The organism is Rhizobium aethiopicum (assembly GCF_900094625.1).
In the GTDB taxonomy this organism is placed as follows: domain Bacteria; phylum Pseudomonadota; class Alphaproteobacteria; order Rhizobiales; family Rhizobiaceae; genus Rhizobium; species Rhizobium aethiopicum.
Window position 1 is genome coordinate 157080 of the sequence record NZ_FMAJ01000007.1, and the last position, 25901, is coordinate 182980.

At 61.7% G+C, this 25901-nt stretch carries 19 protein-coding genes; 12 read left to right on the forward strand and 7 right to left on the reverse strand.

Translation table 11 applies throughout. The features are described 5' to 3' along the window. Positions 1-2 precede the first annotated feature (2 nt). The 7 genes from GA0061105_RS16840 to GA0061105_RS16870 all read left to right on the forward strand — a co-directional run bounded on the left by GA0061105_RS16840 (position 3) and on the right by GA0061105_RS16870 (position 7631). Complete coding sequence (locus tag GA0061105_RS16840) at positions 3-287, forward strand: YciI family protein (protein WP_092751631.1); 285 nt, start codon at positions 3-5, stop codon at positions 285-287. 168 nt (positions 288-455) lie between these two features. Continuing rightward, positions 456-1907 carry a homospermidine synthase gene (locus GA0061105_RS16845; protein ID WP_092751633.1) on the forward strand — a complete coding sequence of 484 codons (1452 nt, stop codon included), beginning with the start codon at positions 456-458 and terminating at the stop codon, positions 1905-1907. A gap of 173 nt (positions 1908-2080) precedes the next feature. Then, on the forward strand, positions 2081-2449 hold the full coding sequence (omp10, locus tag GA0061105_RS16850; RefSeq protein ID WP_092751635.1) for an outer membrane lipoprotein Omp10: 369 nt from the start codon (positions 2081-2083) through the stop codon (positions 2447-2449). A 342-nt stretch (positions 2450-2791) separates the two neighbouring features. Continuing rightward, positions 2792-4819 (forward strand): 5'-nucleotidase C-terminal domain-containing protein, encoded by a 2028-nt coding sequence (locus tag GA0061105_RS16855; protein WP_092751637.1) that lies wholly within the window; start codon positions 2792-2794, stop codon positions 4817-4819. A 119-nt stretch (positions 4820-4938) separates the two neighbouring features. Continuing rightward, positions 4939-5973 (forward strand): ferrochelatase, encoded by a 1035-nt coding sequence (hemH, locus tag GA0061105_RS16860; protein WP_092751639.1) that lies wholly within the window; start codon positions 4939-4941, stop codon positions 5971-5973. A 167-nt stretch (positions 5974-6140) separates the two neighbouring features. Next, complete coding sequence (locus GA0061105_RS16865) at positions 6141-7172, forward strand: SPFH domain-containing protein (protein ID WP_064694342.1); 1032 nt, start codon at positions 6141-6143, stop codon at positions 7170-7172. Positions 7173-7175: 3 nt separating this feature from the next. Further along, on the forward strand, positions 7176-7631 hold the full coding sequence (locus GA0061105_RS16870) for an NfeD family protein (RefSeq protein WP_092751641.1): 456 nt from the start codon (positions 7176-7178) through the stop codon (positions 7629-7631). A gap of 14 nt (positions 7632-7645) precedes the next feature. Here GA0061105_RS16870 and GA0061105_RS16875 read toward each other — a convergent pair whose 3' ends face one another. Continuing rightward, positions 7646-8641 (reverse strand): KpsF/GutQ family sugar-phosphate isomerase, encoded by a 996-nt coding sequence (locus tag GA0061105_RS16875; protein WP_064694340.1) that lies wholly within the window; start codon positions 8639-8641, stop codon positions 7646-7648. 140 nt (positions 8642-8781) lie between these two features. Between GA0061105_RS16875 and GA0061105_RS16880 the strand changes: the two genes are divergently transcribed. Further along, positions 8782-10314: an outer membrane beta-barrel protein gene (locus GA0061105_RS16880; protein WP_092751643.1), complete on the forward strand. Its 1533-nt coding sequence runs from the start codon at positions 8782-8784 to the stop codon at positions 10312-10314. A gap of 58 nt (positions 10315-10372) precedes the next feature. On the opposite strand, the gene galU is transcribed toward GA0061105_RS16880, so the two are convergent. After that, on the reverse strand, positions 10373-11260 hold the full coding sequence (galU, locus tag GA0061105_RS16885) for a UTP--glucose-1-phosphate uridylyltransferase GalU (RefSeq protein ID WP_064694338.1): 888 nt from the start codon (positions 11258-11260) through the stop codon (positions 10373-10375). Between the two features lie 204 nt (positions 11261-11464). Here galU and GA0061105_RS16890 point away from each other — a divergent pair, with 204 nt between their 5' ends. Both GA0061105_RS16890 and GA0061105_RS16895 read left to right on the forward strand, forming a co-directional pair. Beyond that, on the forward strand, positions 11465-12688 hold the full coding sequence (locus GA0061105_RS16890; protein WP_064694337.1) for a lytic murein transglycosylase: 1224 nt from the start codon (positions 11465-11467) through the stop codon (positions 12686-12688). Positions 12689-12749: 61 nt separating this feature from the next. After that, a complete protein-coding gene (locus tag GA0061105_RS16895; protein WP_208601660.1) occupies positions 12750-13988 on the forward strand; it encodes an SGNH/GDSL hydrolase family protein in 1239 nt (412 codons plus the stop codon). Positions 13989-14003: 15 nt separating this feature from the next. On the opposite strand, the gene GA0061105_RS16900 is transcribed toward GA0061105_RS16895, so the two are convergent. The 3 genes from GA0061105_RS16900 to gltB form a co-directional block, all read right to left on the reverse strand. After that, complete coding sequence (locus GA0061105_RS16900; RefSeq protein WP_092751647.1) at positions 14004-14627, reverse strand: hypothetical protein; 624 nt, start codon at positions 14625-14627, stop codon at positions 14004-14006. Positions 14628-14911: 284 nt separating this feature from the next. Beyond that, positions 14912-16366, reverse strand: a complete 1455-nt coding sequence (locus tag GA0061105_RS16905) for a glutamate synthase subunit beta (RefSeq protein ID WP_064694334.1) — start codon at positions 16364-16366, stop codon at positions 14912-14914. Positions 16367-16590: 224 nt separating this feature from the next. Continuing rightward, positions 16591-21312, reverse strand: coding sequence for a glutamate synthase large subunit (gene gltB / locus GA0061105_RS16910; protein WP_092751649.1), 4722 nt, complete (start codon positions 21310-21312; stop codon positions 16591-16593). A gap of 537 nt (positions 21313-21849) precedes the next feature. On the opposite strand from gltB, the gene GA0061105_RS16915 reads away from it, so the two are divergent. Further along, positions 21850-22902: a threonine aldolase family protein gene (locus tag GA0061105_RS16915; RefSeq protein WP_092751651.1), complete on the forward strand. Its 1053-nt coding sequence runs from the start codon at positions 21850-21852 to the stop codon at positions 22900-22902. Positions 22903-22965: 63 nt separating this feature from the next. Here the strand turns inward: GA0061105_RS16915 and GA0061105_RS16920 are convergent, their stop codons facing one another. Next, entirely contained in the window at positions 22966-23820 is an 855-nt protein-coding gene (locus GA0061105_RS16920; protein ID WP_092751653.1) for a LysR family transcriptional regulator, read from the reverse strand. Between the two features lie 88 nt (positions 23821-23908). Here GA0061105_RS16920 and GA0061105_RS16925 point away from each other — a divergent pair, with 88 nt between their 5' ends. Continuing rightward, a complete protein-coding gene (locus GA0061105_RS16925; protein WP_092751654.1) occupies positions 23909-24913 on the forward strand; it encodes a bile acid:sodium symporter family protein in 1005 nt (334 codons plus the stop codon). 184 nt (positions 24914-25097) lie between these two features. Here GA0061105_RS16925 and GA0061105_RS16930 read toward each other — a convergent pair whose 3' ends face one another. Continuing rightward, a complete protein-coding gene (locus GA0061105_RS16930; RefSeq protein ID WP_092751656.1) occupies positions 25098-25568 on the reverse strand; it encodes an Hsp20 family protein in 471 nt (156 codons plus the stop codon). Positions 25569-25901: the final 333 nt, after the last annotated feature.

The following is a 25901-nucleotide window of genomic DNA, read 5'->3' on the forward strand; positions in this document are numbered from 1 at the left end:
TCATGTTCATCCTCTCCCTCACCTACCTGAAATCCAGCGACGAGGCCGACATCCACATGGAACCGCACATGGCCTGGGTGAAGGAAGGTTATGCCAGGGGCTGGTTCCTCGCCTCCGGCCGCAAAGTGCCGCGCACCGGCGGCGCGGTGCTCGCCATCGGTGACCGTGCAGCGATCGAAGCCTATGTCGCCGCCGATCCCTTCACCATCCACGGCGTCGCCGAATACGACATCACTGAAATTGCCGTGACGACGACGGTTGAGGGGCTGGAAATCCTGAAACGCTGAGTTTCGGTCGGGCCGCTTCGCCCCTCCCGATATTTGACCGTTTCCCAGTCAACGCTCTTTATTGTGACGCCGTTTTGTGGTTAGAGCCGGTCACTTCGCAATTTCTGCGGCAATTTCACAACAATTCTTCGGGCTTCGCGCCTTCGTCCCCTTCCACAGGAGAAAAGAATGACGGAACAGAACTATCCGGTATATGCCGAAATTACCGGTCCGATCGTGATGATCGGCTTTGGCTCCATCGGCCGCGGCACCTTGCCCCTGATCGAGCGCCACTTCAAATTCGACAAGAGCCGGATGGTCGTCATCGACCCGCGCGAAGAGCCCGCCGACATGGAGATCCTCCAGAAGCATGGTGTTCGCCACATCAAGGAATATGTCACCAAGGAAAATTACAAGGAGCTGCTGAAGCCGCTGCTGACGGAAGGCGAAGGCCAGGGCTTCTGCGTCAACCTCTCGGTCGACACTTCCTCGCTCGACATCATCAAGCTCTGCCGCAAGCTCGACGTTCTCTATATCGATACGGTCGTCGAGCCCTGGCTCGGCTTCTATTTCGACAAGGGCATGAGCAATGCCGACCGCACCAACTATGCGCTGCGCGAAACCGTGCGCAAGGAAAAGGCGAAGAACCCGGGCGGCGCCACCGCCGTCTCCACCTGCGGCGCCAATCCCGGCATGGTCTCCTGGTTCGTCAAGCAGGCGCTCGTCAACCTCGCCAACGACACCGGCGTGAAGTTCGACGAGCCGGACCAGCACGATCGTGAAGGCTGGGCCAAGCTGATGAAGAAGCTTGGCGTCAAAGGCGTCCACATCGCCGAACGCGACACCCAGCGCACCAAGCATCCGAAGCCGCTCAACGTCTTCTGGAACACCTGGTCGGTCGAAGGCTTCATCTCCGAAGGCATGCAGCCGGCCGAACTCGGCTGGGGCACACATGAGCAGTGGATGCCGAAGAACGCCAAGAAGCACAAGAAAGGCAATCAGGCGGCGATCTACCTGGAGCAGCCCGGCGCCAACACCCGCGTGCGCACCTGGTGCCCGACCCCAGGCCCGCAATACGGCTTCCTCGTCACCCATAACGAGTCGATCTCGATTGCAGATTTCTTCACGGTCCGCGACAAGGACGGCGAAGTGACCTTCCGCCCGACCTGCCACTATGCCTACCATCCGGCCAATGATGCCGTGCTTTCGCTGCATGAGATGTTCGGCAACGGCGGCGCGCCGCAGCCGGTCCATCACGTTCTCGACGAAGACGAGCTGGAAGACGGGATCGACGAACTCGGCGTCCTGCTCTACGGCCACGAGAAAAACGCCTATTGGTATGGCTCGCGCCTGTCGCTGGAAGAAACCCGCCGCATCGCCCCCTATCAGAACGCCACCGGCCTGCAGGTGACCTCCGCCGTTCTCGCGGGCATGGTCTGGGCGCTGGAAAATCCGACGGCCGGCATCGTCGAAGCCGACGAGATCGATTACAAGCGCTGCCTCGAAGTGCAGATGCCCTATCTCGGTCCGGTCGAAGGACACTACACCGACTGGACCCCGCTCGACGGCCGTCCTGGCCTCTTTCCCGAGGATATCGACACCAAGGATCCCTGGCAGTTCAAGAATATCCTCGTTCGTTGAGATCGCCCGCAGGGGATTTAGACAATGCCCGCCGCAAGGCGGGCATTTTTGTAACGCTGGCTGTATAAATGCCGCCTCCTACAGCTCCAAGCCTTGCCATCAAGGCGAGTGCACGCCATGTTTTGCCCGAACTTAGCGGGTGACCGCCACGCCGATTCGCCGGGAGAAGCCTTATGAAAATCAGAACTGGTCTCGTTCTTGTCGGTGCAGCGGCCACTCTTGCCGCCTGCGTTTCACCGGAGCCGCGCCCGATGCCGATTGCGGCCACGCCCGCCCCCACCGGCGTCGAAGGCAATTGGAGCGATCCCAACGGCATCGTTTCCACCTTCCAGGGCGGCACCTTCACGACCCGCACCACCGACAGCAACCAGCTTCTCGCCTCAGGGACCTACATCAATACCTCGCCAACCCTGGTGGAGATCAATATGACTTCGCTGGTGCGCAAGACTCAATCCAAGGTCAATTGCGCCCTCATCAATCCGAGCCAGCTCAATTGCACCTCTGATTCCGGCGCCCAGTTCACGCTTTCCCGCCGCGGCTGAAGGACGAGGCGCTAGGCCGGGCATGCGGGCCTTCGCGGTTACCTCTTCTTCTGCCCGCGATACCGCTTGCCGCATTTGCCGTCGTTCTGCCGGTCAACCTTTATCGTGCCCAGGGCTTCGCCGCTCGCGATAGCGACGGCCCCTGCTGCTATTGATCTTAGCCCTGCCGGCAGCCGGCTTTTTTATCCCGTCCCCCTTGGAAAGCGTACCGTCTGGCCCAGCTTTCCCTTGCGGTCATATGCCGTGTCATGGAACATCTGCGTGCCGGGAAACTGCCCCGGCGGACTTTGGAAGGATCGGCGGAGATCAGGGGGATCTCTCGCCTCAATCAGGAGAACAGGGATGACGAAGTCTTTCAGCTTCGGTCTTTTGACCGCGTCCATGCTGGCGCTGAGCGCGGGCGCCGCCTTCGCAGATTACGAACTCAATATTCTTCATATTAACGATTTCCATTCACGCATTGAGCCGATCAACAAGTTCGATTCCACCTGCTCGGCCGAGGAGGAAGGCAAGAAGGAATGCTTCGGTGGCGCCGCCCGCCTGAAGACCGCGATCGACCAGCGCCGTCAGGCGCTATCGGGCAAGAATGTCCTTCTCCTCAATGCGGGCGACAATTTCCAGGGCTCGCTCTTCTACACGACCTATAAGGGCGCGGCCGAAGCCGAATTCCTGAACATGATGAAGTTCGACGCCATGACCGTCGGCAATCATGAATTCGACGACAGCGAGGACGGACTTGCGACCTTCCTCGACAAGGTGCAATTCCCCGTCGTGACGGCGAACGTCAAGGCGAGCGCCGCCTCCAAGCTCGGCGACCGCATCAAGCCCTCGCTGGTGCTCGATGTCGGCGGTCAGAAGATCGGCATCGTCGGCGCCGTCACCAATGATACGCCGGAGCTCTCCTCCCCGGGCCCGAATGTCGCGATCGAAGATGACGTTCAGACGATCACATCAGCCGTCCAGGAGCTGAAAAGCGAGGGCGTCAACAAGATCATAGCGCTGACCCATGTCGGTTATCCCCGTGATCTCGCTTTCATCGCCAAGATTCCGGATGTCGACGTTGTCGTCGGCGGCCACTCCCATAGCCTGCTCTCCAATACCGATCCGAAGGCTGAAGGCCCGTATCCGACGATGGTCGATAATCCCGGCGGCTACAAGGTGCCGGTCGTCCAGGCTGCCTCCTACAGCAAGTATCTCGGCGACGTCGTCGTCAATTTCGACGATAACGGCGTCGTCAAGGAAGCCAAGGGCGATCCCATCCTGATCGACTCGTCCTTCGCACCCGATCCGGCCGTCGTCACCCGAGTTGCCGAACTGGCAAAACCGATCGAGGAACTGCGCAAGAAGGTGATCGGCTCCGCCGAAGGCCCGATCGAGGGCGACCGCAAAGTCTGCCGTGTCAAGGAATGCTCGATGGGCAACCTCGTGGCCGACGCCATGCTCGACCGCACGAAGAACCAAGGTGTCACCATCGCCGTTCAGAACGGCGGCGGCCTGCGCGCCTCGATTGACGGCGGCGATGTCACCCAGGGCGAGGTCATCACCGTCCTGCCTTTCCAGAACACGCTCGCGACTTTTGAAGCCACGGGCGCCGACGTCGTCAAGGCGCTCGAAAACGGCGTCAGCCAGATCGATCAGGGCGCCGGCCGCTTCCCGCAGGTCGCCGGCCTGAAATTCTCGTTCGACCAGTCGAAGCCCGTCGGCAGCCGCGTCAGCGATGTCCAGGTGAAGGAGGGCGACAACTTCGCGCCAATCGACCCTGCCAAGACCTACAAGGTCGCCACCAACAACTTCATGCGATCAGGCGGCGACGGCTATTCGATCTTCAAGGAAGGCAAGAACGCCTATGATTACGGCCCGGATCTCGCCGACGTGACCGCCGAATACGTTGCCTCGCATTCGCCCTACAAGCCCTATACGGATGGCCGCGTGACCGAAACCGGCGCAGCTGTAGCCCAGGCACCCGCTACCGAACCGGCAGCTCCTACTCCCGCGCCAGCAGCACCTGCGCCTGCCACTGAGCCCGCTCCGGCCCCTGCGGCGCCGGCCGCACCCGCTCCGGCTGCCGAGCCTGCCCCTGCGACCCCCGCAGCACCGGCACCAGCCACCGAGCCTGCCCCTGCTGCGCCGGCCCCGGCAACGCCTGCAGCACCCGCGCCCGCTGTGGAACCGGCTCCGGCTCCGGCAGCCTCCACACCCGCTGCAACGACGCCGTCCACCCATGTCATCGCGGCCGGCGACACCTTCTGGGATCTTGCCGTCAGCTTCTATGGCGACGGCACGCTGTGGCGGAAGCTCTCGGAGGCTAACGGCAGCCCGAACCCGCGCCATCTGACGATCGGCAAGGAGATCGAAGTTCCGGCAAAATAAGACAATTTGTCCCGATTGCCATGACCGGTCCGGGGTTTCCCGGGCCGGTTTTTCTTTCTATAGGGTGAACCATGATCCCGAGGCCACGTTAGACCGACGGACAAAAGCGTGGGGCCAGAATGACTGCAGATATTTCACTTCGTCCGGCGGACCATCCGGCCGTAAAATCCGGCAAGATCGGTGTGCTGCTGGTCAATCTCGGCACGCCCGATGGGACCGATTATATCTCGATGCGCCGCTATCTCAGGGAATTCCTCACCGATCGCCGCGTCATCGAATGGTCGCCCTGGAAGTGGTACCCCATCCTGTTCGGCGTCGTGCTCAACAGGCGTCCGCAGAAGGTCGGCAAGGCCTATGAGCTGATCTGGAACAAGGAGAAGAACGAAAGTTATCTCCGCACCTACACGCGCAACCAGTCGGAGCTAATGACCGTGCGCCTGCAGGATCTTGCCGACGTCAAGGTCGATTGGGCGATGCGTTACGGCACGCCGTCGATCGCGTCGCGCATCGACGCGCTGAAGGAAGCAGGCTGCGACCGCATCCTGCTTTTCCCGCTCTATCCGCAATATGCGGCGGCAACGACCGCCACCGTCAACGACAAGGCCTTCCAAAAGCTTCTCTCGATGCGCTGGCAGCCGGCTCTACGCACCGTGCCCAACTATCACGACGACGAGACCTATATCGAAGCCCTCGCCCAATCCGTCGAAACACATCTTTCGACGCTCGACTGGAAGCCGGAGATGCTGCTTGCCTCCTTCCACGGAATTCCGATGTCCTATTTTAAGCAGGGCGATCCTTATTACTGTCAGTGCCAGAAGACCGGCAGGCTGCTGCGCGAGCGGCTCGGGCTCACCAAGGATAATTTCATGGTCACCTTCCAGTCCCGCTTCGGGCCGGAGGAATGGCTGCAGCCCTATACGGACAAGACAGTGGAGAAGCTCGCCAAGAACGGCGTCAAGCGCATCGCCGTCATCAATCCCGGTTTCGTCTCCGACTGTCTGGAAACGCTGGAGGAGATCGCCGAACAGGCCGCCCACTCCTTCCACGAGAACGGCGGGGACAAGTTCACCCATATCCCCTGCCTCAACGACAGCGACGACGGCATGAAGGTGCTGGAAAAGGTCGTTCGCCGCGAATTGCAAGGCTGGGTTTAAGAGACTCGACGAGCAGCTGCGGCCACACCTTAAAGGTTCGCGAGATTACCTCCTTTCGAGTTGGAGGCGCCTGCTCGCTTAGCCATCATTTCTTCCTCGCAAAGAACATGCTAACTCACCACATCAGTTGTGGGGCGCGGCGCATGCGCCGATGGGAGGAATTTTTCATGCTGTTCGGCGGCTTTGACATCGTCGTGATCGTGCTCGTCATCTTCGTCATCCTCGTGCTGTTCGCCGGGATCAAGACCGTGCCGCAGGGCTATCGCTACACCATCGAGCGCTTCGGCCGCTATACGCGCACGCTGGAGCCCGGCCTCAACCTCATCACCCCCTTCATCGAACGCGTCGGCGCCCGGATGAACGTCATGGAGCAGGTGCTTGATGTACCGACGCAGGAGGTGATCACCAAGGACAATGCTTCGGTTTCCGCCGATGCCGTCGCCTTCTATCAGGTGCTGAACGCCGCCCAGGCCGCCTACCAGGTCTCCCACCTCGAAAACGCCATCCTCAATCTCACCATGACCAATATCCGTTCGGTCATGGGCTCGATGGATCTCGACGAACTGCTCTCCAATCGCGACGCCATCAACGATCGGCTGCTGCGCGTCGTCGACGAGGCCGTGCAGCCCTGGGGGATCAAGGTCACCCGCGTCGAGATCAAGGATATCCAGCCGCCGCGTGACCTCGTCGACGCAATGGCCCGCCAGATGAAGGCCGAGCGAGAAAAGCGCGCCCAGGTGCTGGAGGCCGAAGGCTCACGCAATGCGCAGATCCTGAGAGCCGAAGGCGCCAAGCAATCGGCTATTTTGCAAGCGGAAGGCCAGCGCGAAGCTGCCTTCCGCAACGCCGAAGCCCGCGAGCGTCTGGCCGAGGCCGAAGCCAAGGCAACGAAGATGGTCTCCGAAGCGATTGCCGCCGGCGACGTACAGGCGATCAACTATTTCGTCGCCCAGAAGTACACCGAAGCGCTCGCCTCGGTCGGCTCGGCGCCCAATTCCAAGATCGTGCTGATGCCAATGGAAGCCTCTTCCATCCTGAGTTCGCTCGGCGGCATCGGCGCGATCGCCCGCGAAGTCTTCGGTGACGCCGGCAATCCGCCGCCGCCTCCCCCGCCGCGTCCGCGTCCCGCGCCGGTCCGCTCGACGCCGCCCATCAATCCCCCGGCCCCCAATCCTTTCAACCCGGATCAGGAGCGATAAGCCATGCTGGCGAAGGTCATAGCCGAACTCGGTCCATGGAGTTGGTGGGTTGCAGGCCTTGTGCTGCTTGCCGCGGAAATGATCGTGCCCGGTTTCTTCCTGGTCTGGATCGGCCTTGCCGCCTTGATTGTCGGCGCACTGTCGCTGCTCTTCTGGGACAGCGCCTTCTGGGTCTGGGAACTCCAGGCGATTCTTTTTGCGCTGCTCGCCGTCGCCACGACCTTCGCCGGCCGGCGGCTGACGCTGCGCAATGCCGCCACCGACGAGCCCTTCCTCAATCAGCGCGGCGCGAGCCTCGTCGGACGCACTGCGACGCTGCAGGAGCCGATCCGCGAGGGCCGCGGCCGCATCCGTCTCGATGATACGCTATGGCAGGTGATGGGACCCGATCTACCCGTGGGAACGCAGGTCAAGGTGGTCTCGAGCAACGGCCGCGACCTCAGGGTCGAACCCGTCTGATCAAACAACTCGGATCAGGCGACGCCGATCCGCAGCAGGTCGTGGAAATGCACCAGCCCGACCGGCCGGCTGTCCTCGTCGATGACGATCAGCGCGCCGATGTGGTGCTGGTTGAGCAGGGCGAGGGCCGCCGTTGCGAGCATCGTCGGTTTCACCGTCTTCGGAGTCTTCGTCATGATGTCGTCGACAGCAAGTTCGGCGAGGTTGCGCGTCAGGTTGCGCGCCATGTCGCCTTCGGTGACGATGCCGCAGAGCCGCCCGTCCTCGTCGAGCACGCCGACACAGCCGAAATGCTTGCGCGACAACACCGTGACCGCCTCCGGCATCGGCGTGCCCTTGGCAACGAGCGGCAGCTTCTCGCCGGTATGCATAATATCGCCGACATGCATCAGGCTGGCACCCAGCTTGCCGCCGGGATGGAAGACGTGGAAATCGGTGGCGGTAAAGCCGCGTGCTTCGAGCAGCGCTACCGCCAATGCGTCACCGATCGCAAGCTGCATGATCGCCGAGGTCGTCGGCGCCAGGCCGTGCGGGCAAGCCTCCGTCTCCTTCGGCAACTTCAGGACGATGTCGGCGGCAAGGCCGAGGCTCGATTTTTCATCATAGGTGATGGCGATCAGCGGGATAGAAAACCGCCTGGAATAGGAGAGGATCGCCTTGAGTTCCTGCGCCTGCCCACTCCACGAAATTGCGATGATTGCATCGCTCTGCCCGATCATGCCGAGATCGCCATGATTGGCTTCAGCAGCATGCACGAAGAATGCGGGCGTTCCGGTCGAAGCAAGGGTCGCAGCGATCTTCACGCCGATATGCCCGCTCTTGCCGACGCCGGTAACGATGACACGCCCGGAAATGTCGCCGATGATTTCGACGGCGCGGGTGAAAGGACCGGCCAGTCCGTCGTCAAAGGCCCGTTCGAGCGCTTCAAGACCGCGTTTTTCGATCTCTATCGTGCGTTTTGCCGTTTCGAGCACGCTGTTTTCAACGAGTTTGATCGCTCTTCTGTTCATGGAGATGCGTTAGACCTTTTCACTTTCCAAGTCCACCCCGCACCATTTCCGAATTGTGAACAGCCCTCGTCGGCGGCAACGAATGATTAACCACAAGGCTTTACCTTTGGGTAAGAACCGAGAGCATGTCAGGCGAATTGATGGGCCAGCCAAAACAGACGAGCAGTGTGACGCCGCTCCGCGCGATGAGGCGCGTCGTCTGCTTTACTGCGTTCGGCAGCCTGCTTCTCGGCCAGACTGCGGCTTTCGCACAATCCGCCTCACAGCCTGCTAATAGCGGCTCCGCCAGCCAGGACAGCCGCACCACGAACAATGCCGCAACCGCCGGCTTCGACAGCGAAATCGACGTTTCCACCGCTCCTGCGGCAACGGGCACGACGGCAAGCTCGGATGATACCCAGCAGAGGCCCGCCATACCGGACGCGCAATCCGGTGACGACATTACCGGCTCCATCCTCGATGAGAACATGCGCCGGCTGAACACCCGCGAAGCGCGGGTGGACGAGATGCTGCCTGGCCGCAGGATTGCGGAAAGCGCCTCGACGGCACAAACGCCCGGCGTTCCGATCGGCACCTTCGTGCTCCGCCCGAGCGTCACCCAGAGCATCAACACCGAGACCACCAAGGACGGCAATACCAGGCAGCAGCGCGCCTTCCTTGAAACGGATGCAGCCGCGACGCTCACCTCCGACTGGGGACGGCACCAGCTGACCGTCACCTCGGAAGGCGCCTGGCAGAGGAATATCAGCGGCGAAGGCGAGGAGCAGCCGTCCTTCAAAGTCAACAGCGATCTCCGGCTGGACCTTGCCGACGATACGGTCGCGCACCTCACGGCCGGTTATAATTTCTACCGGGAAGATACGGACGACCCCGACGCCATCGCCGATGCCACACAGCAGTCCGATGTGCAGGAGTTCACCGCCGGCGCCTCCGTACAGCGCGATTTCGGCATCCTGCGCGGCACGACGGCACTGGCTCTCAGCCGTTCGCTCTATTCCGACGCCACGCTTGCAAACGGCACGACCGTCGCCTTGAGCGACCGCAATCAGACATCAGGCACGCTGCGCGGCCGCGTCGGCTATGAGCTGTCACCCGCGCTCATCCCCTTCATCGAAGCCACGGTCGGCCGCACGATCTATGACGAAACGCGCGACTCCGCCGGTTACGAACGTTCCGGCCACAGCTATGGCGCCAAGGCCGGCGTCGAGGTCGATCTCGGCGAAAAGCTGAAGGGTGAAGTCGGCGTCGGCTATGCGATGGCGGATTTCGAAGACAGCCGCCTATCCTCGATCGATACGGCGACGCTCGATGCGAGTCTGCTCTGGTCGCCGATCCGCGGCACCGATGTCAATTTCGACCTGCAGACGAGCATCCAGCCCTCGACCACGGCAGGCGAGAGCGGGTACGTCTCGCACGCGCTGACGACGAAGGTCACCCATCAGCTCCGTGACAATCTGGTCGGGACGATAATCGGCGGCGTCATATGGCGCGATTATCCGACTGACAGCACCATCAACGACGAGATCGTTTATACCGCGGCGACCGGCCTGACCTGGAACATCAACCGCTATCTCGATCTGACCAGCACGCTCGGCTACGAGCTGACCACGCGCAAAGACGGCGACGACTCACAGCAATTGCGCGCCGGCGTCGGCCTGAAGCTGAAACGCTAAACGCCGCGTCCCCCGGTGGGAGGCGCGGCGCTCGATCATTCATAGCTGTGCTTAAACTTCAATTCAGGCCGGCGAGCAGCTCCTTGAAGCCGCCTTCGACCGACGGACGGATATCAGCGCGTTCGAGGGCGTAGGCGACGTTCGCCAGGATGAAGCCGTCTTTGGCGCCGCAGTCGTAGGTCGTGCCGCGGAAGTGGTAGCCTGCGAAATCCTGTTCCTTCAGCAGCTTCAGCATGCCATCGGTAAGCTGGATTTCGTTACCGGCGCCGCGCTCCTGGGTCTCGAGGATCTTGAAGATCTCCGGCTGCAGGATATAGCGGCCGTTGATGAAGAAATTGGAGGGCGCAGTTCCCTTGGCAGGCTTTTCCACCATGCCGGTAATGCGGAAGCCATCGCCGATCGCCTCGCCGACGCCGACGATGCCGTATTTATGCGCCTGGTCGGGGGCACATTCCTCGACGGCGATGATATTACCGCCGCTCTGGCCGTAGAGGTCGATCATGCCCTTCATGCAGCCCTTGTCGCCCTTCATGATCATGTCGGGCAGAAGCAGCGCGAAGGGTTCGTCGCCGACGATCTCGCGGGCGCACCAGACGGCATGGCCGAGGCCGAGCGGCTCCTGCTGGCGTGTAAAGCTCACCGTGCCGGCCTTCGGCAATTGCTGGGCAAGAAGGGTGATTTCCGCCTTCTTGGCGCGCTCGCGTAGCGTCTGTTCCAGCTCGAAATGGATATCGAAATAATCTTCGATAACGTGTTTGTTGCGTCCGGTGACGAAGACCAGATGCTCGATCCCTGCTTCGATCGCCTCATCGACGACATATTGAATGATGGGCTTGTCGACGACGGTCAACATTTCCTTTGGAACAGCCTTCGTTGCCGGCAGGAATCGCGTTCCCAACCCTGCCACCGGAAAAACTGCCTTACGAACTTTATTGTGATGCGCCACACAGGCCTCCTGCTTTGACTAAATCGCCTTTTAAATAAAGCCGTTCACGTCTGACTAGTATAGAATTGCAACTGTTTTGCAACTGATGACCTGAGCGGACGGTCATGGTAAAGATTTTGTTGACTCCGTTCCTGTAGTCTCGGGTCTGGGCGGACATGACGCCCTGCTTACGCCTGAAACTGAAGATGTGGGATACGACTGTCGATGACCCAGAATCACAAAAACTCCCTTCGTGGTCTTGTTCTCGCTTTTGTTGTCGCCGCCCAGGTAGGCCTGGTCCCCGACAACGCGAAAGCTGATTCCCGGTTCCAGAAATGGATCGCGGATTTTTACCAAACAGCCGCTCAGAGTGGCATCAGTAAGGCAACCTATCAAAAGGCCTTTTCCGGGGTGACGGAGCCCGACCCCACCGTGCTCGAAAAAGCGGCCTATCAGCCGGAATTCACCTCGAAGATCTGGGACTACGTCGATTCCCGCGTCAATCCCTACACCGTCAAGATCGGCCGTGAGATGGCCGCCAAGCACGCAAGGACGCTCAATGCGATCGAGCAGCGCTATGGCGTCGACAAGGCCATTCTTCTCGCCATCTGGTCGATGGAATCGAATTACGGCGCGATCCTCGAGAAGGACGACCGGCTGCATTACGTGCCGCGCGCGCTGGCAACGCTTGCCTATGCCGATCCGCGCCGCGCCAAATTCGCCAAAAAGCAGTTGGTCGCCGCGCTGAAGATCCTGCAGAGCGGCGATGTGCCGGCGCGTGAGATGACCGGCTCCTGGGCCGGCGCCATGGGTCACACCCAGTTCATTCCGACCAGCTATCTGCTTTACGCCGTCGATGCTGACGGCAACGGCCATCGCGACATCTGGAATTCTGTGCCGGATGCACTGGCGACGTCGGCCAATCTCTTGATGAAGAATGGTTGGGACACCGGCAAGACCTGGGGCTACGAAGTCGTCGTTCCTGCGGCTGCGGCCAAGCAGGTCGGCAAGACCCATACGCTCGCGCAATGGGCGGCCCTCGGCCTGAAACGTCCGAACGGCAAGGCCTTCCGCGAAGGCGGCACCAAGGCCGTGCTGAAGATGCCGGCCGGAACTGGCGGCCCGGGCTTCCTGATGACGGCCAACTTCTTCACCATCAAGAACTACAATGCGTCGGACAGCTACGCGCTCGCAGTCGGCCTGCTGGCCGACCAGATCGCCGGTTATGGCGGCATGCAACAGCGTTGGCCACGCCCGGACGGCGCGCTCGACATCACCGAGAAATTCGAGCTTCAGACCCGTCTTAAGACACTTGGCTATTACAATGGCGAAGTCGACGGCAATTTCGGATCGGGTTCGAAAGCGGCGATATCGGCCGTGCAGGAGCGCATCGGCATGCAGCCGGACGGCGAGCCCTCGCTGCCGCTTCTAAACGCACTTCGCCGCTAGAACCGGTGCAACGGTGGCCTAGATAAAGCCGGGGTAGACGCTGGCCTGCCCTGCGTGCAAGATGCCGGCAGATGCGGAACTGCCCATGACGAAGAAAACAGATCGGACCCCTAAAATCCGTTGGCTGGCGCTCGCCTTGACTGCGGCTTCACTATACCTCGGCGCTCTTGCGCCGGTCGATGTCGCGCACGCCCAGGAACAGCGCTACCAGCGCCGGTCAATCCTCGACATCTTCCTAGGCCGGCGTTACCTCGACGATGAACCGCAGGCCCCTGATGTCCAGCAGCCGCGACGCCAGCAGCGCAAGCGCGCGCCGACGCAGAAAGCCGTGATCAACACCCGCGCCGCGTCGCCGGTTCGCGCTCCCTTACAGGAAGAGCCTGTCGTGCAGAAGCTTGGCGATGCCCGCAAGATCCTGATTGTCGGCGATTTTCTCGCCAGCGGCCTCGGCGACGGCCTGACCGCCGCCTTCGAGACCTCGCCGGGTGTCATCGTCGAAGCCCGCGGCAACGTCTCCTCAGGCCTTGTCCGCGACGATTATTACGACTGGCCGGAACAATTGCCGAAGATGATCGACGAGCTGAAGCCGGCGATGGTCGTCGTCATGATCGGCGCCAACGACCGCCAGCAGATGGTGACCGACACCGCCAAGGAAAAATTCCGCACCGACGGCTGGTTTGCCGAGTATCGCCGGCGTGTCCTTTCTTTCGGCAAGGAAGTCACCAGCCGCAAGATTCCGCTGCTCTGGGTCGGTCTTCCGGCCTTCGAATCCGATCAGATGACGGCCGATGCCATCCAGATGAACCAGCTCTACCGCAATCAGGTCGAAAGCATCGGCGGCGAATTCGTCGATATATGGGATGGCTTTGTCGATGAAAACGGCACCTTCATCGTCACCGGTTCCGACGTGAACGGCCAGCAGGTGCGTCTGCGTACCTCCGACGGCGTCAACCTCACCCAGGCCGGCCGGCGCAAGCTTGCCTTCTATGTGGAAAAGCCCGCCCGCCGCATTCTCGGCACTCAGGCAAGCCCCGATCTGGTCCGCCTCGACGAAAGCAACCTGCCTGGTCTCGGCCTTCCCACCAATCCGGTCGAGCACACCGTGCCGATCAGCCTCTCCGATCCCAATCTCGACGGCGGCGCCGAACTCCTTGGCGCAAGACCGCCGCCGGTGACGCTGACGAAATCGCCGCGGGATCTCCTGGTCGAACAGGGCGAGACGACGCCGGCACCCGTCGGGCGCGTCGACGACTATCGCATGCCGGCGGCCAAGGCGCCGGCCGAAGTGTCGGTGAAATAAGAAAGTCGCGCGAGCTTACGCCGCCTGCGGCCAGCTCAGATAATAGTAGTTTGAGCCGATCAGACCGAAGAAGGCATGGCTGTCGTTCGTCTGGTCGACATAGCTGCCGTTCTCCTTGACAAAGGCTCCGTCCGAGCCGCGTTCCAGATGCGCATCGAGGAAGTCACTCCAGCCGCTGACATCGATCGCCTTACCCGTCTTTTCGGTATCTGCCTCATCAGGATCGTCAACATCCCAGGCGGCGACCGACACGCCCTGCGTCGGATCGGAGATGGTGAGCGTGCCTGCTTCGAACGCAGCCAGCATGTCATGAGCCTTGCCGCTTTCGCCTTCGGCCGCAGCCGCTTCCTGCAGCTGTTTCTTCAGCATCGACATGAAAGAGGCGCTGGTCACATCCGCGCTATCGCCAGTCGTGTCGGTCTCGTCTGACGTGTCGTCCTTGGACGAAAGCGTGTCGAGCAGCCCTGACAGGGCCCGATTGGAAAGAAGCGACGCGGAGCTGGAATCGAGTCCGTAGCCGCTTAGAATGCTTGCGGCCGACGAACTCTGCGCATCCTCCGAGCCTTCATCAGCGCTACGAAGATTCTTCAGGGCATATTGGGCCGAAACCATCCTTGTATTGTCGAGTGCAGAAATCATTTGAATAATCCTTGTCGATCATTCGCGGCGGTCATGGTCCTGGCGCCGCGGCTGATGGTGGAATGCCTTGGCCGGAACGGGCATGTCCGCGCCGGTTGCCGCCGACTTCTGAGTCCGCGCCTGGCACAAGCTTCACGCCCGGCCATTGCCTGAGGCTTACGGCTCAACCAGGCGCGTCAAGAGGTCGCACCGGCAGAAGAGGTCATGCCGGACGCGCCGCGCGCAATAAAAAACTCCGCCGGGAGGGCGGAGTTCGTGTCTTTGTCAGTTTATATGAGGCGCGATCAATTTGGCAGGACGGTCGAGCCCATCAAGGCCTCGTCGATCGCGCGTGCCGCCTGGCGGCCTTCGCGGATCGCCCAGACCACCAGTGACTGGCCGCGGCGCACGTCTCCCGCCGTCCACAGCTTGTCGACCGACGTTTTGTAGTCGCGGTCGTTGGCGACGACGTTGGTCGAGCCGCGCTTGTCGGTGTTGAGCGTCAGCTTGCCCTCGAGTTCCTTCAGCAGGCTTGTTGTGAACGGCCCGCGGAACCCGATGGCGATGAAGGCGAGATCGGCGCGGATGACGAATTCCGTACCGGCAACCGGCCGCCGGCGCTCGTCGACCTCGCAGCACTTGACGCCCGTCAGCACGCCGTCTTCACCGACGAATTCGAGCGTCGCAACCTGGAACTCGCGCACGGCGCCCTCGGCCTGCGAAGAGGAGGTGCGCATCTTCGTCGCCCAGAAGGGCCAGACGGCGAGCTTGTCTTCCTTTTCCGGCGGCTGCGGCCGGATGTCGAGCTGGGTGACCTTGACGGCGCCCTGGCGAAACGCCGTGCCGACGCAGTCCGAAGCCGTATCGCCACCGCCGACGACGACGACATGTTTGGCGCCGGCAAGGATCGGGTCCGACGGCCAGCCGACGCTGTCGATGTTCTCGCGTCCGACGCGGCGGTTCTGCTGGACGAGATAAGGCATCGCATCATGCACGCCGGCAAGGTCGGTGCCCGGAATGCCCGCCTCGCGCGGCGTCTCAGAGCCGCCGCAATAAAGGACGGCGTCATGATCGGAGAGCAGCTGCTCGACCTTTATGTCCACGCCTACATTGACGCCGCAATGGAAGGTGACGCCCTCGCCCTTCATCTGCTCGACGCGACGGTCGATGAAGTTTTTCTCCATCTTGAAATCCGGGATGCCGTAGCGCAGCAGCCCGCCGGGCTTGGTCTCGCGCTCGTAGACATGCACCTCGTGGCCGGCGCGGCCGAGCTGCTGGGCGGCAGCCATGCCCGCGGGACCGGAGCCGATGACGGCGACCTTCTTGCCGGTATGGACCGTGGCCGGCTGCGGCCTGATAAAGCCGAGCTCATAGGCCTTGTCGGCGATTGCCTGCTCGACCGTCTTGATGGCGACGGGCGCATCCTCGAGATTCAAGGTGCACGCTTCCTCGCAGGGAGCGGGGCAGACGCGGCCGGTGAACTCCGGGAAGTTGTTGGTCGAATGCAGGTTCTGGATCGCCGCTTCCCAGTTGTTGTTGTAGACGAGGTCGTTCCAGTCCGGAATCTGGTTGTGAACCGGGCAACCGGTGGGACCGTGACAATAGGGGATGCCACAGTCCATGCAGCGCGCGGCCTGTTTCTGCACTTCCGGATCCGACATCGGGATTGTGAACTCGCGGAAATGACGGATACGATCCGACGCCGGCTGATATTTCGCCACCTGCCGGTCGATTTCCAGAAACCCTGTTACCTTGCCCATGTCTTCGTCCCTTACCCTCATGACCGCCTCACCCGCGGCCAGTTGTCTGTCATCAGTCCCGGTATTCCGGGCGGGTTGCTTCTCTTGACCGTCATTGGAACAAATCTCCTGAAGGAGCCGCGTGATCCGGACAGCCTCCGCCGTCGTCATGATCGTCACGGGTCATCGAGATGTTTCCGGCATCCGCCACCTGCGATCAGCAGGTGGCGAATGCCCCGGTGCAATCATTCCGCGGCGATGCCCATCCGGCTGCGCTCCATTTCCTCGAGCGCACGACGGTATTCGACCGGCATGACCTTGCGGAATTTCGGGCGGTAGTCGGCCCAGTTGTCGAGGATCTGCTTGGCGCGGGCCGAGCCCGTATAATGCAGATGATTGGAGATCAGCTGGTAGAGGCGCTCCTCGTCGTGGCGCGTCATGTCGCCCGAGACGTCGACTCGTCCCTTGTGCATGAGATCGCCGCCGTGATGATGCAGCTTCTCCAGCATGTCGTCCTCCTCGGGCACCGGCTCGAGCTCGACCATCGCCATGTTGCAGCGGCTGGCGAAGTCGCCGGTTTCATCGAGCACATAGGCGACACCGCCGGACATGCCGGCCGCGAAATTGCGGCCCGTGCCGCCGAGCACGACGACGACGCCGCCGGTCATATATTCGCAGCCGTGGTCGCCGACACCTTCGACGATGGCGATCGCACCCGAGTTGCGCACGGCAAAACGTTCGCCGGCCACGCCGCGGAAGTAACATTCGCCCTCTGTGGCGCCGTAAAGCACGGTGTTGCCGACGATGATCGAATTCTCGGCGACGATCCGCGAATCCTCCGGCGGCCGGATGATGATCTTGCCGCCTGAAAGACCCTTGCCGACATAGTCGTTGCCATCACCGATCAGGTTGAAGGTCACGCCGCGCGCCAGGAAGGCGCCGAAGCTCTGCCCTGCCGTGCCGCGAAGCGTCACGTTGATCGTGTCCTCCTTCAGCCCGCGATGGCGGAAGCGTTTGGCGACCTCGCCAGAGAGCATCGCGCCCGCCGAACGGTCGACATTCCTGATGCCGACCTCGAATGCGACGGGCGTCTTGTCGGTCAGCGCCGGCTGCGCCTGCTCGATCAGAACGCGGTCGAGAATGTCATCGATCGGGTGCTGCTGCCGGCTCGTCCAGAAGGTCTCTTCCTTGGCGGCGTCGACCTTGTGGAAGATGCGGCTGAAATCGAGGCCCCTGGCCTTCCAATGCGCCAGCATCTCGTCCTTCTCCAGCAGCTCCGAGGCGCCGATGATATCGTCGAGCCGGGTGAAGCCGAGCGAGGCGAGAATTTCACGCACTTCGTTGGCGACGAAGAAGAAGTAGTTGATGACGTGCTCCGGAGTGCCCTTGAAGCGCTTGCGCAGCACCGGATCCTGCGTCGCCACGCCCACCGGACAGGTGTTGAGATGGCACTTGCGCATCATGATGCAACCGGCCGCTATCAGCGGCGCGGTGGCGAAGCCGAACTCGTCGGCGCCAAGCAGCGCCCCGATGATGACGTCTCGGCCGGTCTTGAGGCCACCGTCCACCTGCAGCGCGACGCGCGACCGCAGACCGTTCAGCACCAGGGTCTGCTGGGTTTCGGCAAGGCCGATCTCCCAGGGGCTGCCGGCATGCTTGAGCGAGGTCAGCGGCGACGCACCCGTGCCGCCGTCGAAGCCGGCGACGGTGATATGGTCGGCGCGCGCCTTGGCGACACCCGCCGCAACCGTGCCGACGCCGACTTCGGAGACGAGCTTCACCGAGACATCGGAGGTCGGGTTAACGTTCTTCAGATCGTAGATCAGCTGCGCCAGATCCTCGATCGAATAGATGTCGTGGTGCGGCGGCGGCGAGATCAGACCCACACCCGGAGTCGAGTGGCGGGTCTTGGCAACCGTCGCGTCGACCTTGTGACCAGGCAGCTGGCCGCCTTCGCCGGGCTTGGCACCCTGTGCAACCTTGATCTGCAGCACATCGGCATTGACCAGATATTCGGTGGTGACGCCGAAGCGGCCCGAAGCAATCTGCTTGATCGCCGAACGTTCCGGGTTCATCGAACCATCAGACAGCGGCATGTAGCGGTCGGATTCCTCGCCGCCCTCGCCGGTGTTCGACTTGCCGCCGATCCGGTTCATGGCGATGGCCAGCGTCGTATGCGCCTCGCGGGAAATCGAGCCGAAGGACATTGCCCCCGTCGAGAACCGCTTGACGATATCGGCCGCCGGCTCGACCTCGTCAACCGATACCGGCGTGCGGCCGAGCGCCTCGGCGCTCTTGATGTTGAAAAGCCCGCGGATCGTGTTCATGCGCAGCGCCGAATTGTTCACCATCTCGGCGAATTCGCGGTAGCGGTCCTCGGCATTGCCGCGCACGGCATGCTGAAGGGCGGCAACCGCGTCCGGCGTCCAGGCATGGCTCTCGCCGCGCATGCGGTAGGCGTATTCGCCCCCGATATCGAGCGTCGTCGCCAGCAGCGGATCCTTGCCGAAGGCTGCCGTATGGCGGGCGACGGTCTCTTCGGCGATCGCTTCGAGGCCGATGCCTTCGATCATCGTCGCTGTGCCGAAGAAATACTTGTCGACCAGTTCCGAAGACAGGCCGATCGCATCGAAGATCTGCGCGCCGCAATAGGACTGGTAGGTCGAGATGCCCATCTTCGACATGACCTTGAGGATGCCTTTGCCGACCGCCTTGATGTAGCGGTAGACGATTTCGGAGGCATCGACTTCCTTCGGGAACTCGCCCTTGGCATGCATGTCGAGCAGCGTGTCGAAGGCGAGATAGGGGTTGATCGCCTCGGCGCCGTAGCCGGCGAGCAGGCAGAAATGATGCACTTCGCGCGGCTCGCCGGTCTCGACGACGAGGCCGACCGAGGTGCGAAGCCCCTTGCGGATCAGGTGATGATGGACGGCAGCCGTTGCGAGCAACGCCGGAATCGCGATCCGGTCTGGCCCGATCTGGCGGTCGGAAAGAACGATGATGTTGTAGCCGCCCTTGACCGCCGCTTCGGCACGCTCGCAGAGCCGGTCGAGCATCTCCGGCATGCCGGCCGCACCGCGCTCGATATCATAGGTGAAATCGAGCGTCTTGGTGTCGAAACGGTCTTCGGTATGGCCGATCGAGCGGATCTTTTCGAGATCGCCGTTGGTCAGGATCGGCTGGCGCACTTCGAGACGCTTGGCGTTCGCCATGCCTTCGTGGTCGAGAATATTCGGCCGCGGGCCGATGAAGGAGACGAGGCTCATGACGAGCTCTTCGCGAATCGGATCGATCGGCGGGTTCGTCACCTGCGCGAAGTTCTGCTTGAAATAGGTATAGAGCAGCTTCGGCTTTTCCGACATCGCCGAGATAGGCGTGTCCGTGCCCATCGAGCCGATCGCTTCCTGACCCGTCGTCGCCATCGGCGACATCAGGATCTTGGTATCCTCGGTCGTGTAGCCGAAGGCCTGCTGACGGTCGAGCAGCGACACGTCGCGGCGCAGCGCCCGCGGCTCCACCGGCTTCAGCTCTTCGAGGATGAGCTGGGTGCGGTCGAGCCAGCTGCGATAAGGATGTGCCGTCGCAAGCTGCGACTTCACCTCGTCGTCGGAGATGATGCGGCCTTCTTCCATGTCGATCAGCAGCATCTTGCCGGGCTGTAAGCGCCACTTCTGAATGATCTTTTCCTCAGGAACCGGCAGAACGCCGGCCTCGGACGCCATGATGACGCGGTCGTCATCGGTCACGAGGTAACGCGCGGGCCTGAGGCCGTTGCGGTCAAGCGTCGCGCCGATCTGCTTGCCGTCGGTGAAGGCGACGGCAGCCGGCCCGTCCCACGGCTCCATCAGCGCCGCATGATATTCGTAGAAGGCCTTGCGTTCGGCCGCCATCGACTGGTTGCCGGCCCAGGCTTCCGGGATCAGCATCATGACGGCATGCGCCAGCGAATAACCGCCGCGCACCAGGAATTCCAGCGCGTTATCGAAACAGGCCGTGTCCGACTGCCCCTCGTAGGAGATCGGCCAGAGCTTGGAGATGTCCTCCCCGAACAGCGGCGAAGAGACCGAGGCCTGGCGCGCCGCCATCCAGTTGACGTTGCCGCGCAACGTGTTGATCTCGCCGTTATGGGCGACCATGCGATAGGGATGCGCGAGCTTCCACGACGGAAAGGTATTGGTCGAGAAACGCTGGTGCACGAGAGCGACCGCGCTTTCGAAACGCGGGTCGGACAAGTCCTTATAATAGGCGCCGACCTGATAGGCCAGGAACATGCCCTTGTAGACCACCGTCGCCGACGACAGCGACACAGGGTAGAAATTGCTCTCCTCGCCGTCGAACTCGTCATAGATGCGGTTGGAGATCACCTTGCGCAGCGTGAACAGCCGGCGCTCGAACTCATCGTTGTTTTCGGCATCTTCGCCGGCGCCGATGAAGACCTGCACATGATGCGGCTCGGTCGCGGCGATATCAGGCGCCTTGGAAAGGGAGGAATTGTCGACCGGCACGTCGCGAAAGCCGATGAGGACCTGGCCTTCCTCTTCGATGACATCCTTGATCACCTTCTTGAAGTGCTCGATCTGCTTTGCATCGCGCGGCATGAAGATATGGCCGACGCCATATTCACCGGCCGGCGGCAAGGTTATGCCCTGCGCAGCCATTTCTTCGCGGAAGAAGCGGTCGGGAATCTGCACCAGAATGCCGGCGCCGTCGCCCATGAGCGGGTCGGCGCCGACGGCGCCACGATGCGTCAGATTCTCGAGGATGAACAAGCCGTCCTTGACGATCTGGTGCGACTTTTCGCCCTTCATGTGCGCGACGAAGCCAACACCGCAGGCATCGTGCTCGTTGCGGGGATCGTAGAGGCCCTGTTTCTTCGGCAGGCCGGAGGCGGATTTGGACAAATTGGCCGTTGCGCGCACCTCTGCAGCAGCAAACCGGTCAAACTCCATGGATGGCGTCTTCGTCATCGTCTTTCCTCCTGTCGAAGCCCGCGGGGCCGCGGGCGGCTTTTAGTCTTGCGCCGCGACCCGAAAATAGGTCCGTCGCATGACAGCGCTGTTGCATTGTGAAGATCGGCCGCAGACACCTGCTTCTTGAAGAAAGCAAACCGTCGCGTTCCGCGCCTGCCATTCGCCTCCGCGCGCCGGCTAGGCTTGACGCTCGGAAGAACTATAACGTGAAAGCCCGTCGCTGCCAGGGTTTTCGGCGCTTCTTCGGCCGCAAGGGCCAAAATAGGACAGCAACACTGTCCTAATTCATCAGTTCTATGCCAGAAACGATCCCGGTCCGCAAGAGCGTGCCGCCAAAAATCGTCATTTTGCGACGGAAGATTGCCAGATAAACCACAATACCGAAATAAAATTACGTATCATGGCCTCATTCTTTTTATTGATTGCGTAATTCAATTTTCGTGATGTGTCAGGGGCGACAACCTTGATCCCGTGAAGCTTTGGCGTAAGGTCCGCTGCGAACCTCCCGCTCTTACACTCCCCACGGTCTCCTTCATGTTCTTTGCTTCCGATAATTGGGCCGGCGCCCACAGATCCATTGCCGAACGCCTGCTGACGGAATCGGCCGGATTTGCTCCTGCCTATGGCGCCGGCGATCTTGACAAAAAGGTCGAAGCCCGCTTCTGCGAGATCTTCGAACGTGAAGTTTCCGTTTTCTTCGTCGCCACCGGCACGGCGGCTAACTCCCTGGCGCTGGCGAGCGTCCAGCGCCCCGGCGGCATTACCTTCTGTCATTCGGAAGCCCATGTGATCGAAGATGAATGCGGCGCACCGGAATTCTTCTCGGGCTCCGCCCGCCTCATGGCCGTCGACGGCGAAGCCGGCAAGATCGATCCGGCCAGGTTTTCGGCAAAGATCGCCAACTTCCCGGAGGACGCTCTCCGTCATGGCCGCGCCAGCGCGGTGACCATCACTCAGGCGACCGAGATCGGCACCGTCTATTCGCTGCCGGAGATCGGCGAGATTGCCGCCATATCGAGGAAGCGCAACCTGCCGCTCCACATGGATGGCGCCCGCTTCGCCAATGCGCTGATCGCACTTGATGCGACCCCGGCGGAGATGACCTGGAAGCGCGGCATCGACATGCTGTCCTTCGGTGGCACCAAGAACGGCTGCTGGTGCGCCGAAGCCATCGTCTTCTTCAATCCGGATCAGGCAAGGGAAATGCCCTTCATCCGCAAACGCGCCGCCCAGCATTTCTCCAAGTCGCGCTTCATCGCTGCCCAGTTCGATGCCTATTTCGAAAACGGTCTCTGGCTCGATCTCGCCCGCCATTCGAACGCCATGGCCGACCGCTTGCGCGCTGGCATCGGCGCCAGCAACGCCGCCCGCCTCGCCTGGCCGACCGCGTCCAACGAAGTCTTTGCCGTCGTCAGCAAAAGCGCTGCGAAAATCGCCGAGCAAAAGGGCGCCAAATTCTACGAATGGCCGACCCCGGCAACAACGCCGGAACTCGTTTCCGAAAACGAAGCCCTGATCCGTCTCGTCACCAGTTTTGCGACGACGGAAGCTGATGTCGATGGTTTCCTGAAGTGCCTTTCCGTGTGATCGCCGCTGGAAAGCCCCGCCCATTCCAGGGCCTTTCCCAGGGGCCTTCGATGACGCAGCGCCTCACGCTGACTTTAGCCGCCTGACCTTCTGCAGAATATCCTCGGAGAGTGCGGCGACCAGCGCCTGATCCGCTCCCTTGCGCGGCACCAGCACGAATTCCACGTCCTCCAGCACCGGCAGCTTTCCTGCAGCGATTTCCTTCAGCCCTGATGGCGCCATGCTGCGCGGCTGCACCAGCACGCCCATTCCGGCCCTCGCCGCCGCCGTCAGGCCGCTGAGGCTGCCGCAGGTGCAGACGATCCGCCACGCCACGCCGTTTCGCCCAAGCGCCTCCAGCGCAATCGCCCGCGTGACGCTCGGCGGCGGAAAGGCGATCAGCGGCAGGAGACCGGAGGCGAGCATATGCTCGGGATCGCGCGCCAGCCAGACGAGCGGCTCGCGATAGACAAGTTTTCCTCGCGCATCGCCGAGCCGGCGCTTGGCAAGCACCAGGTCGATCTCGCCATTGTCCTGCATCTCGTAAAGGACGCCTGATAGTGCCACCGTCAGCTCCAGGTCGACGAATGGGTGTGAACGAACGAAATCCTCCAGCACAGCCGGCAGCTGGCTGGTGACGAAATCCTCCGACACGCCGAGCCGCAGGCTGCCGCGCAGGCTGTTGCTCTTGAACAGCGACTGCACCTGCCCGTCGATCGAGAGCATGGCGCGTGCATGCGAAAGCAGTGCCTCGCCGTCGCCGGTAAGCATCACCTTATGCGTGTCGCGCGCCAGCAGCTTGCGCCCGAGTGTCGCCTCCAGCCGCTGGATATGCTGGCTGACCGTCGATTGGCCAAGGCCCAGCCTTTCCGCCGCAAGCGTGAAGCTGCCCATCTGCTCGACGGCAACGAAACTGCGCAGTTGCGAGAGGTCGAGCAAATCCTGATCCTCGATAACTGTTATTCGTTGCATCCTGGATCATAATGGACGACAAAACAATGACTATTCTTATTGCTGCGAGACCGACATGCGCCGTTTTCTGCCCGACACGTTCACGATCCTGCTCGTCTGCACCGTCATCCTCGCCTCCCTGTTTCCGGCGAGCGGCCGTTTTGCGGATTACTTCGGCATCGCCACCGATCTTGCCATCGCGGCGCTGTTCTTCCTGCACGGCGCGCGCCTTTCCCGTGATGTCGTCGTATCAGGTCTCCTGCACTGGCGCCTACATCTGGTCATTCTGCTGACGACATTCGGCATCTTCCCGCTGCTCGGTGTCGGGCTCGGCTTCATTCCCGATACGATCCTGCCGCGGCCGCTCTATCTCGGCATCCTCTTCCTGTGCGTGCTGCCGTCGACGGTGCAGTCGTCGATCGCCTTCACCTCGATAGCGGGCGGCAACGTGCCTGCCGCCATCTGCTCGGCCTCCGCCTCGAACATTTTCGGCATGTTCCTGACGCCGCTGCTCGTCGGCCTGCTCTTTTCTGTCGGCGGCCATGGCGGTTTCTCCTTCGACGCGCTTCAGCAGATCCTGCTGCAGCTGCTTGCTCCTTTTATTGTCGGCCAGATCCTGCAGCCCTGGATCGGCGATTGGATTCGCGCCAAGAAAAAGATCCTGATGCCGGTCGACCGCGGCTCGATCCTGATGGTCGTCTACCTCGCCTTCTCGACGGCGGTCGTCGAGGGGCTGTGGCACACCTTCTCGATCGCCGACATCGCCGTCGTCATCGTTGCCGACATCATGCTTCTGGTGCTCGTGCTTGTTTTGACGATGTTCGGCAGCCGCTGGCTGGGCTTCAACAAGGCCGATGAGATCACCATCACCTTCTGCGGCTCGAAGAAGAGCCTGGCGAGCGGCGTGCCGATGGCGAATGTCATCTTTGCCGGCCAGTCGATCGGCGCGATCGTGCTTCCGCTGATGCTCTTCCACCAGATCCAGCTCATGGCCTGCGCCGTCATCGCCCAGAAATACGCCGCCGCTGCGGCCCGCCGCGCAACGGAACAGCAGATTAAAGATGCCGCCAGCCCTGCCTAGAGCAATTCCAGAAAAATGCGAAGCGGTTTCCCCAGGCAAAGCGCGAAGCGCTTTGCCTGGAATTGCGTAAATCCAAAAGGTTAGAGCGGTTCTGCGCTTACGTGAAAAGCTGAACCGCTCTAAGCGGCAAATAAAAACGGCGCCCCGATGGGAGCGCCGCCCGTTTCCTCGTAAAGAAGAATAATCAGCCGCTGATGACCTGCGCCTCGATGGCCTTCGGAGCCTCGACCGGCTCTGCGGCAATCGCGATCTTGCGGGGCTTCATGGCCTCGGGAATGTTGCGCAGAAGATCGATGTGCAGCAGGCCGTTCTTCAGCGAAGCGGCTGACACCTCGACATGGTCGGCAAGCTGGAAGCGGCGCTCGAAGGCGCGCTTGGCAATGCCGCGATAGAGGAATTCGCCGCCTTCAGCGGTTTCCTCGTTCTTTTCACCCTTCACGGACAGCACATGGGCATGCGCCTCGATCGAGAGTTCGGTTTCGTCGAAACCGGCGACGGCCATGGTGATGCGGTAGGTGTTTTCACCGGTGCGCTCGATATTATAGGGCGGATAGGTCTGCGCCTGCTCCGGCTGGGCAAGGCTATCGAGCATGGTGAAGAGCCGGTCGAAACCGACGGTCGAGCGATAAAGGGGGGAGAAGTCTACGTGACGCATGATGTCCTCCTGTGGAAGCGACGTGTTGCGATAAAATGTCCCTGAAACCCCATCTGTGGCAGCCTCGGGACGGTTGCGCGGGCCCTGTCCGGCACCCGCAGGATGGAGATGGTGATGGGATTTACTGAGTTCAAGACCTTTCCGGAATCGCCTCGATCGGCCGTGAACCTGGCATGAACGGCCGGTTCGGAACGCGTTCAGGCGCACTCGCGTAGGAATCGCAGCGTCGGGTAAATCTGGTCCCGATGGCTGAAGTGCATCGTCCCTTCTTCTTCGGCCTCAACTTCGGCCGGCTGCGAGCACCCTCATGCTCCTGCCGGCCCTTTTCCCGCA

What these genes read in the sequence shown, in the direction of transcription:
- GA0061105_RS16890 (WP_064694337.1), top strand. Translation starts at nt 11,465, where the DNA reads ATGACCCAGAATCACAAAAACTCCCTTCGTGGTCTTGTTCTCGCTTTT.
- GA0061105_RS16845 (WP_092751633.1), top strand. Translation starts at nt 456, where the DNA reads ATGACGGAACAGAACTATCCGGTATATGCCGAAATTACCGGTCCGATC.
- GA0061105_RS16880 (WP_092751643.1), top strand. Translation starts at nt 8,782, where the DNA reads ATGGGCCAGCCAAAACAGACGAGCAGTGTGACGCCGCTCCGCGCGATG.
- GA0061105_RS16900 (WP_092751647.1), bottom strand. Translation starts at nt 14,627, where the DNA reads ATGATTTCTGCACTCGACAATACAAGGATGGTTTCGGCCCAATATGCC.
- GA0061105_RS16915 (WP_092751651.1), top strand. Translation starts at nt 21,850, where the DNA reads ATGTTCTTTGCTTCCGATAATTGGGCCGGCGCCCACAGATCCATTGCC.
- GA0061105_RS16925 (WP_092751654.1), top strand. Translation starts at nt 23,909, where the DNA reads ATGCGCCGTTTTCTGCCCGACACGTTCACGATCCTGCTCGTCTGCACC.
- gltB (WP_092751649.1), bottom strand. Translation starts at nt 21,312, where the DNA reads ATGACGAAGACGCCATCCATGGAGTTTGACCGGTTTGCTGCTGCAGAG.
- omp10 (WP_092751635.1), top strand. Translation starts at nt 2,081, where the DNA reads ATGAAAATCAGAACTGGTCTCGTTCTTGTCGGTGCAGCGGCCACTCTT.
- GA0061105_RS16875 (WP_064694340.1), bottom strand. Translation starts at nt 8,641, where the DNA reads ATGAACAGAAGAGCGATCAAACTCGTTGAAAACAGCGTGCTCGAAACG.
- hemH (WP_092751639.1), top strand. Translation starts at nt 4,939, where the DNA reads ATGACTGCAGATATTTCACTTCGTCCGGCGGACCATCCGGCCGTAAAA.
- GA0061105_RS16905 (WP_064694334.1), bottom strand. Translation starts at nt 16,366, where the DNA reads ATGGGCAAGGTAACAGGGTTTCTGGAAATCGACCGGCAGGTGGCGAAA.
- GA0061105_RS16895 (WP_208601660.1), top strand. Translation starts at nt 12,750, where the DNA reads ATGCCGGCAGATGCGGAACTGCCCATGACGAAGAAAACAGATCGGACC.
- GA0061105_RS16865 (WP_064694342.1), top strand. Translation starts at nt 6,141, where the DNA reads ATGCTGTTCGGCGGCTTTGACATCGTCGTGATCGTGCTCGTCATCTTC.
- GA0061105_RS16840 (WP_092751631.1), top strand. Translation starts at nt 3, where the DNA reads ATGTTCATCCTCTCCCTCACCTACCTGAAATCCAGCGACGAGGCCGAC.
- GA0061105_RS16930 (WP_092751656.1), bottom strand. Translation starts at nt 25,568, where the DNA reads ATGCGTCACGTAGACTTCTCCCCCCTTTATCGCTCGACCGTCGGTTTC.
- GA0061105_RS16855 (WP_092751637.1), top strand. Translation starts at nt 2,792, where the DNA reads ATGACGAAGTCTTTCAGCTTCGGTCTTTTGACCGCGTCCATGCTGGCG.
- GA0061105_RS16870 (WP_092751641.1), top strand. Translation starts at nt 7,176, where the DNA reads ATGCTGGCGAAGGTCATAGCCGAACTCGGTCCATGGAGTTGGTGGGTT.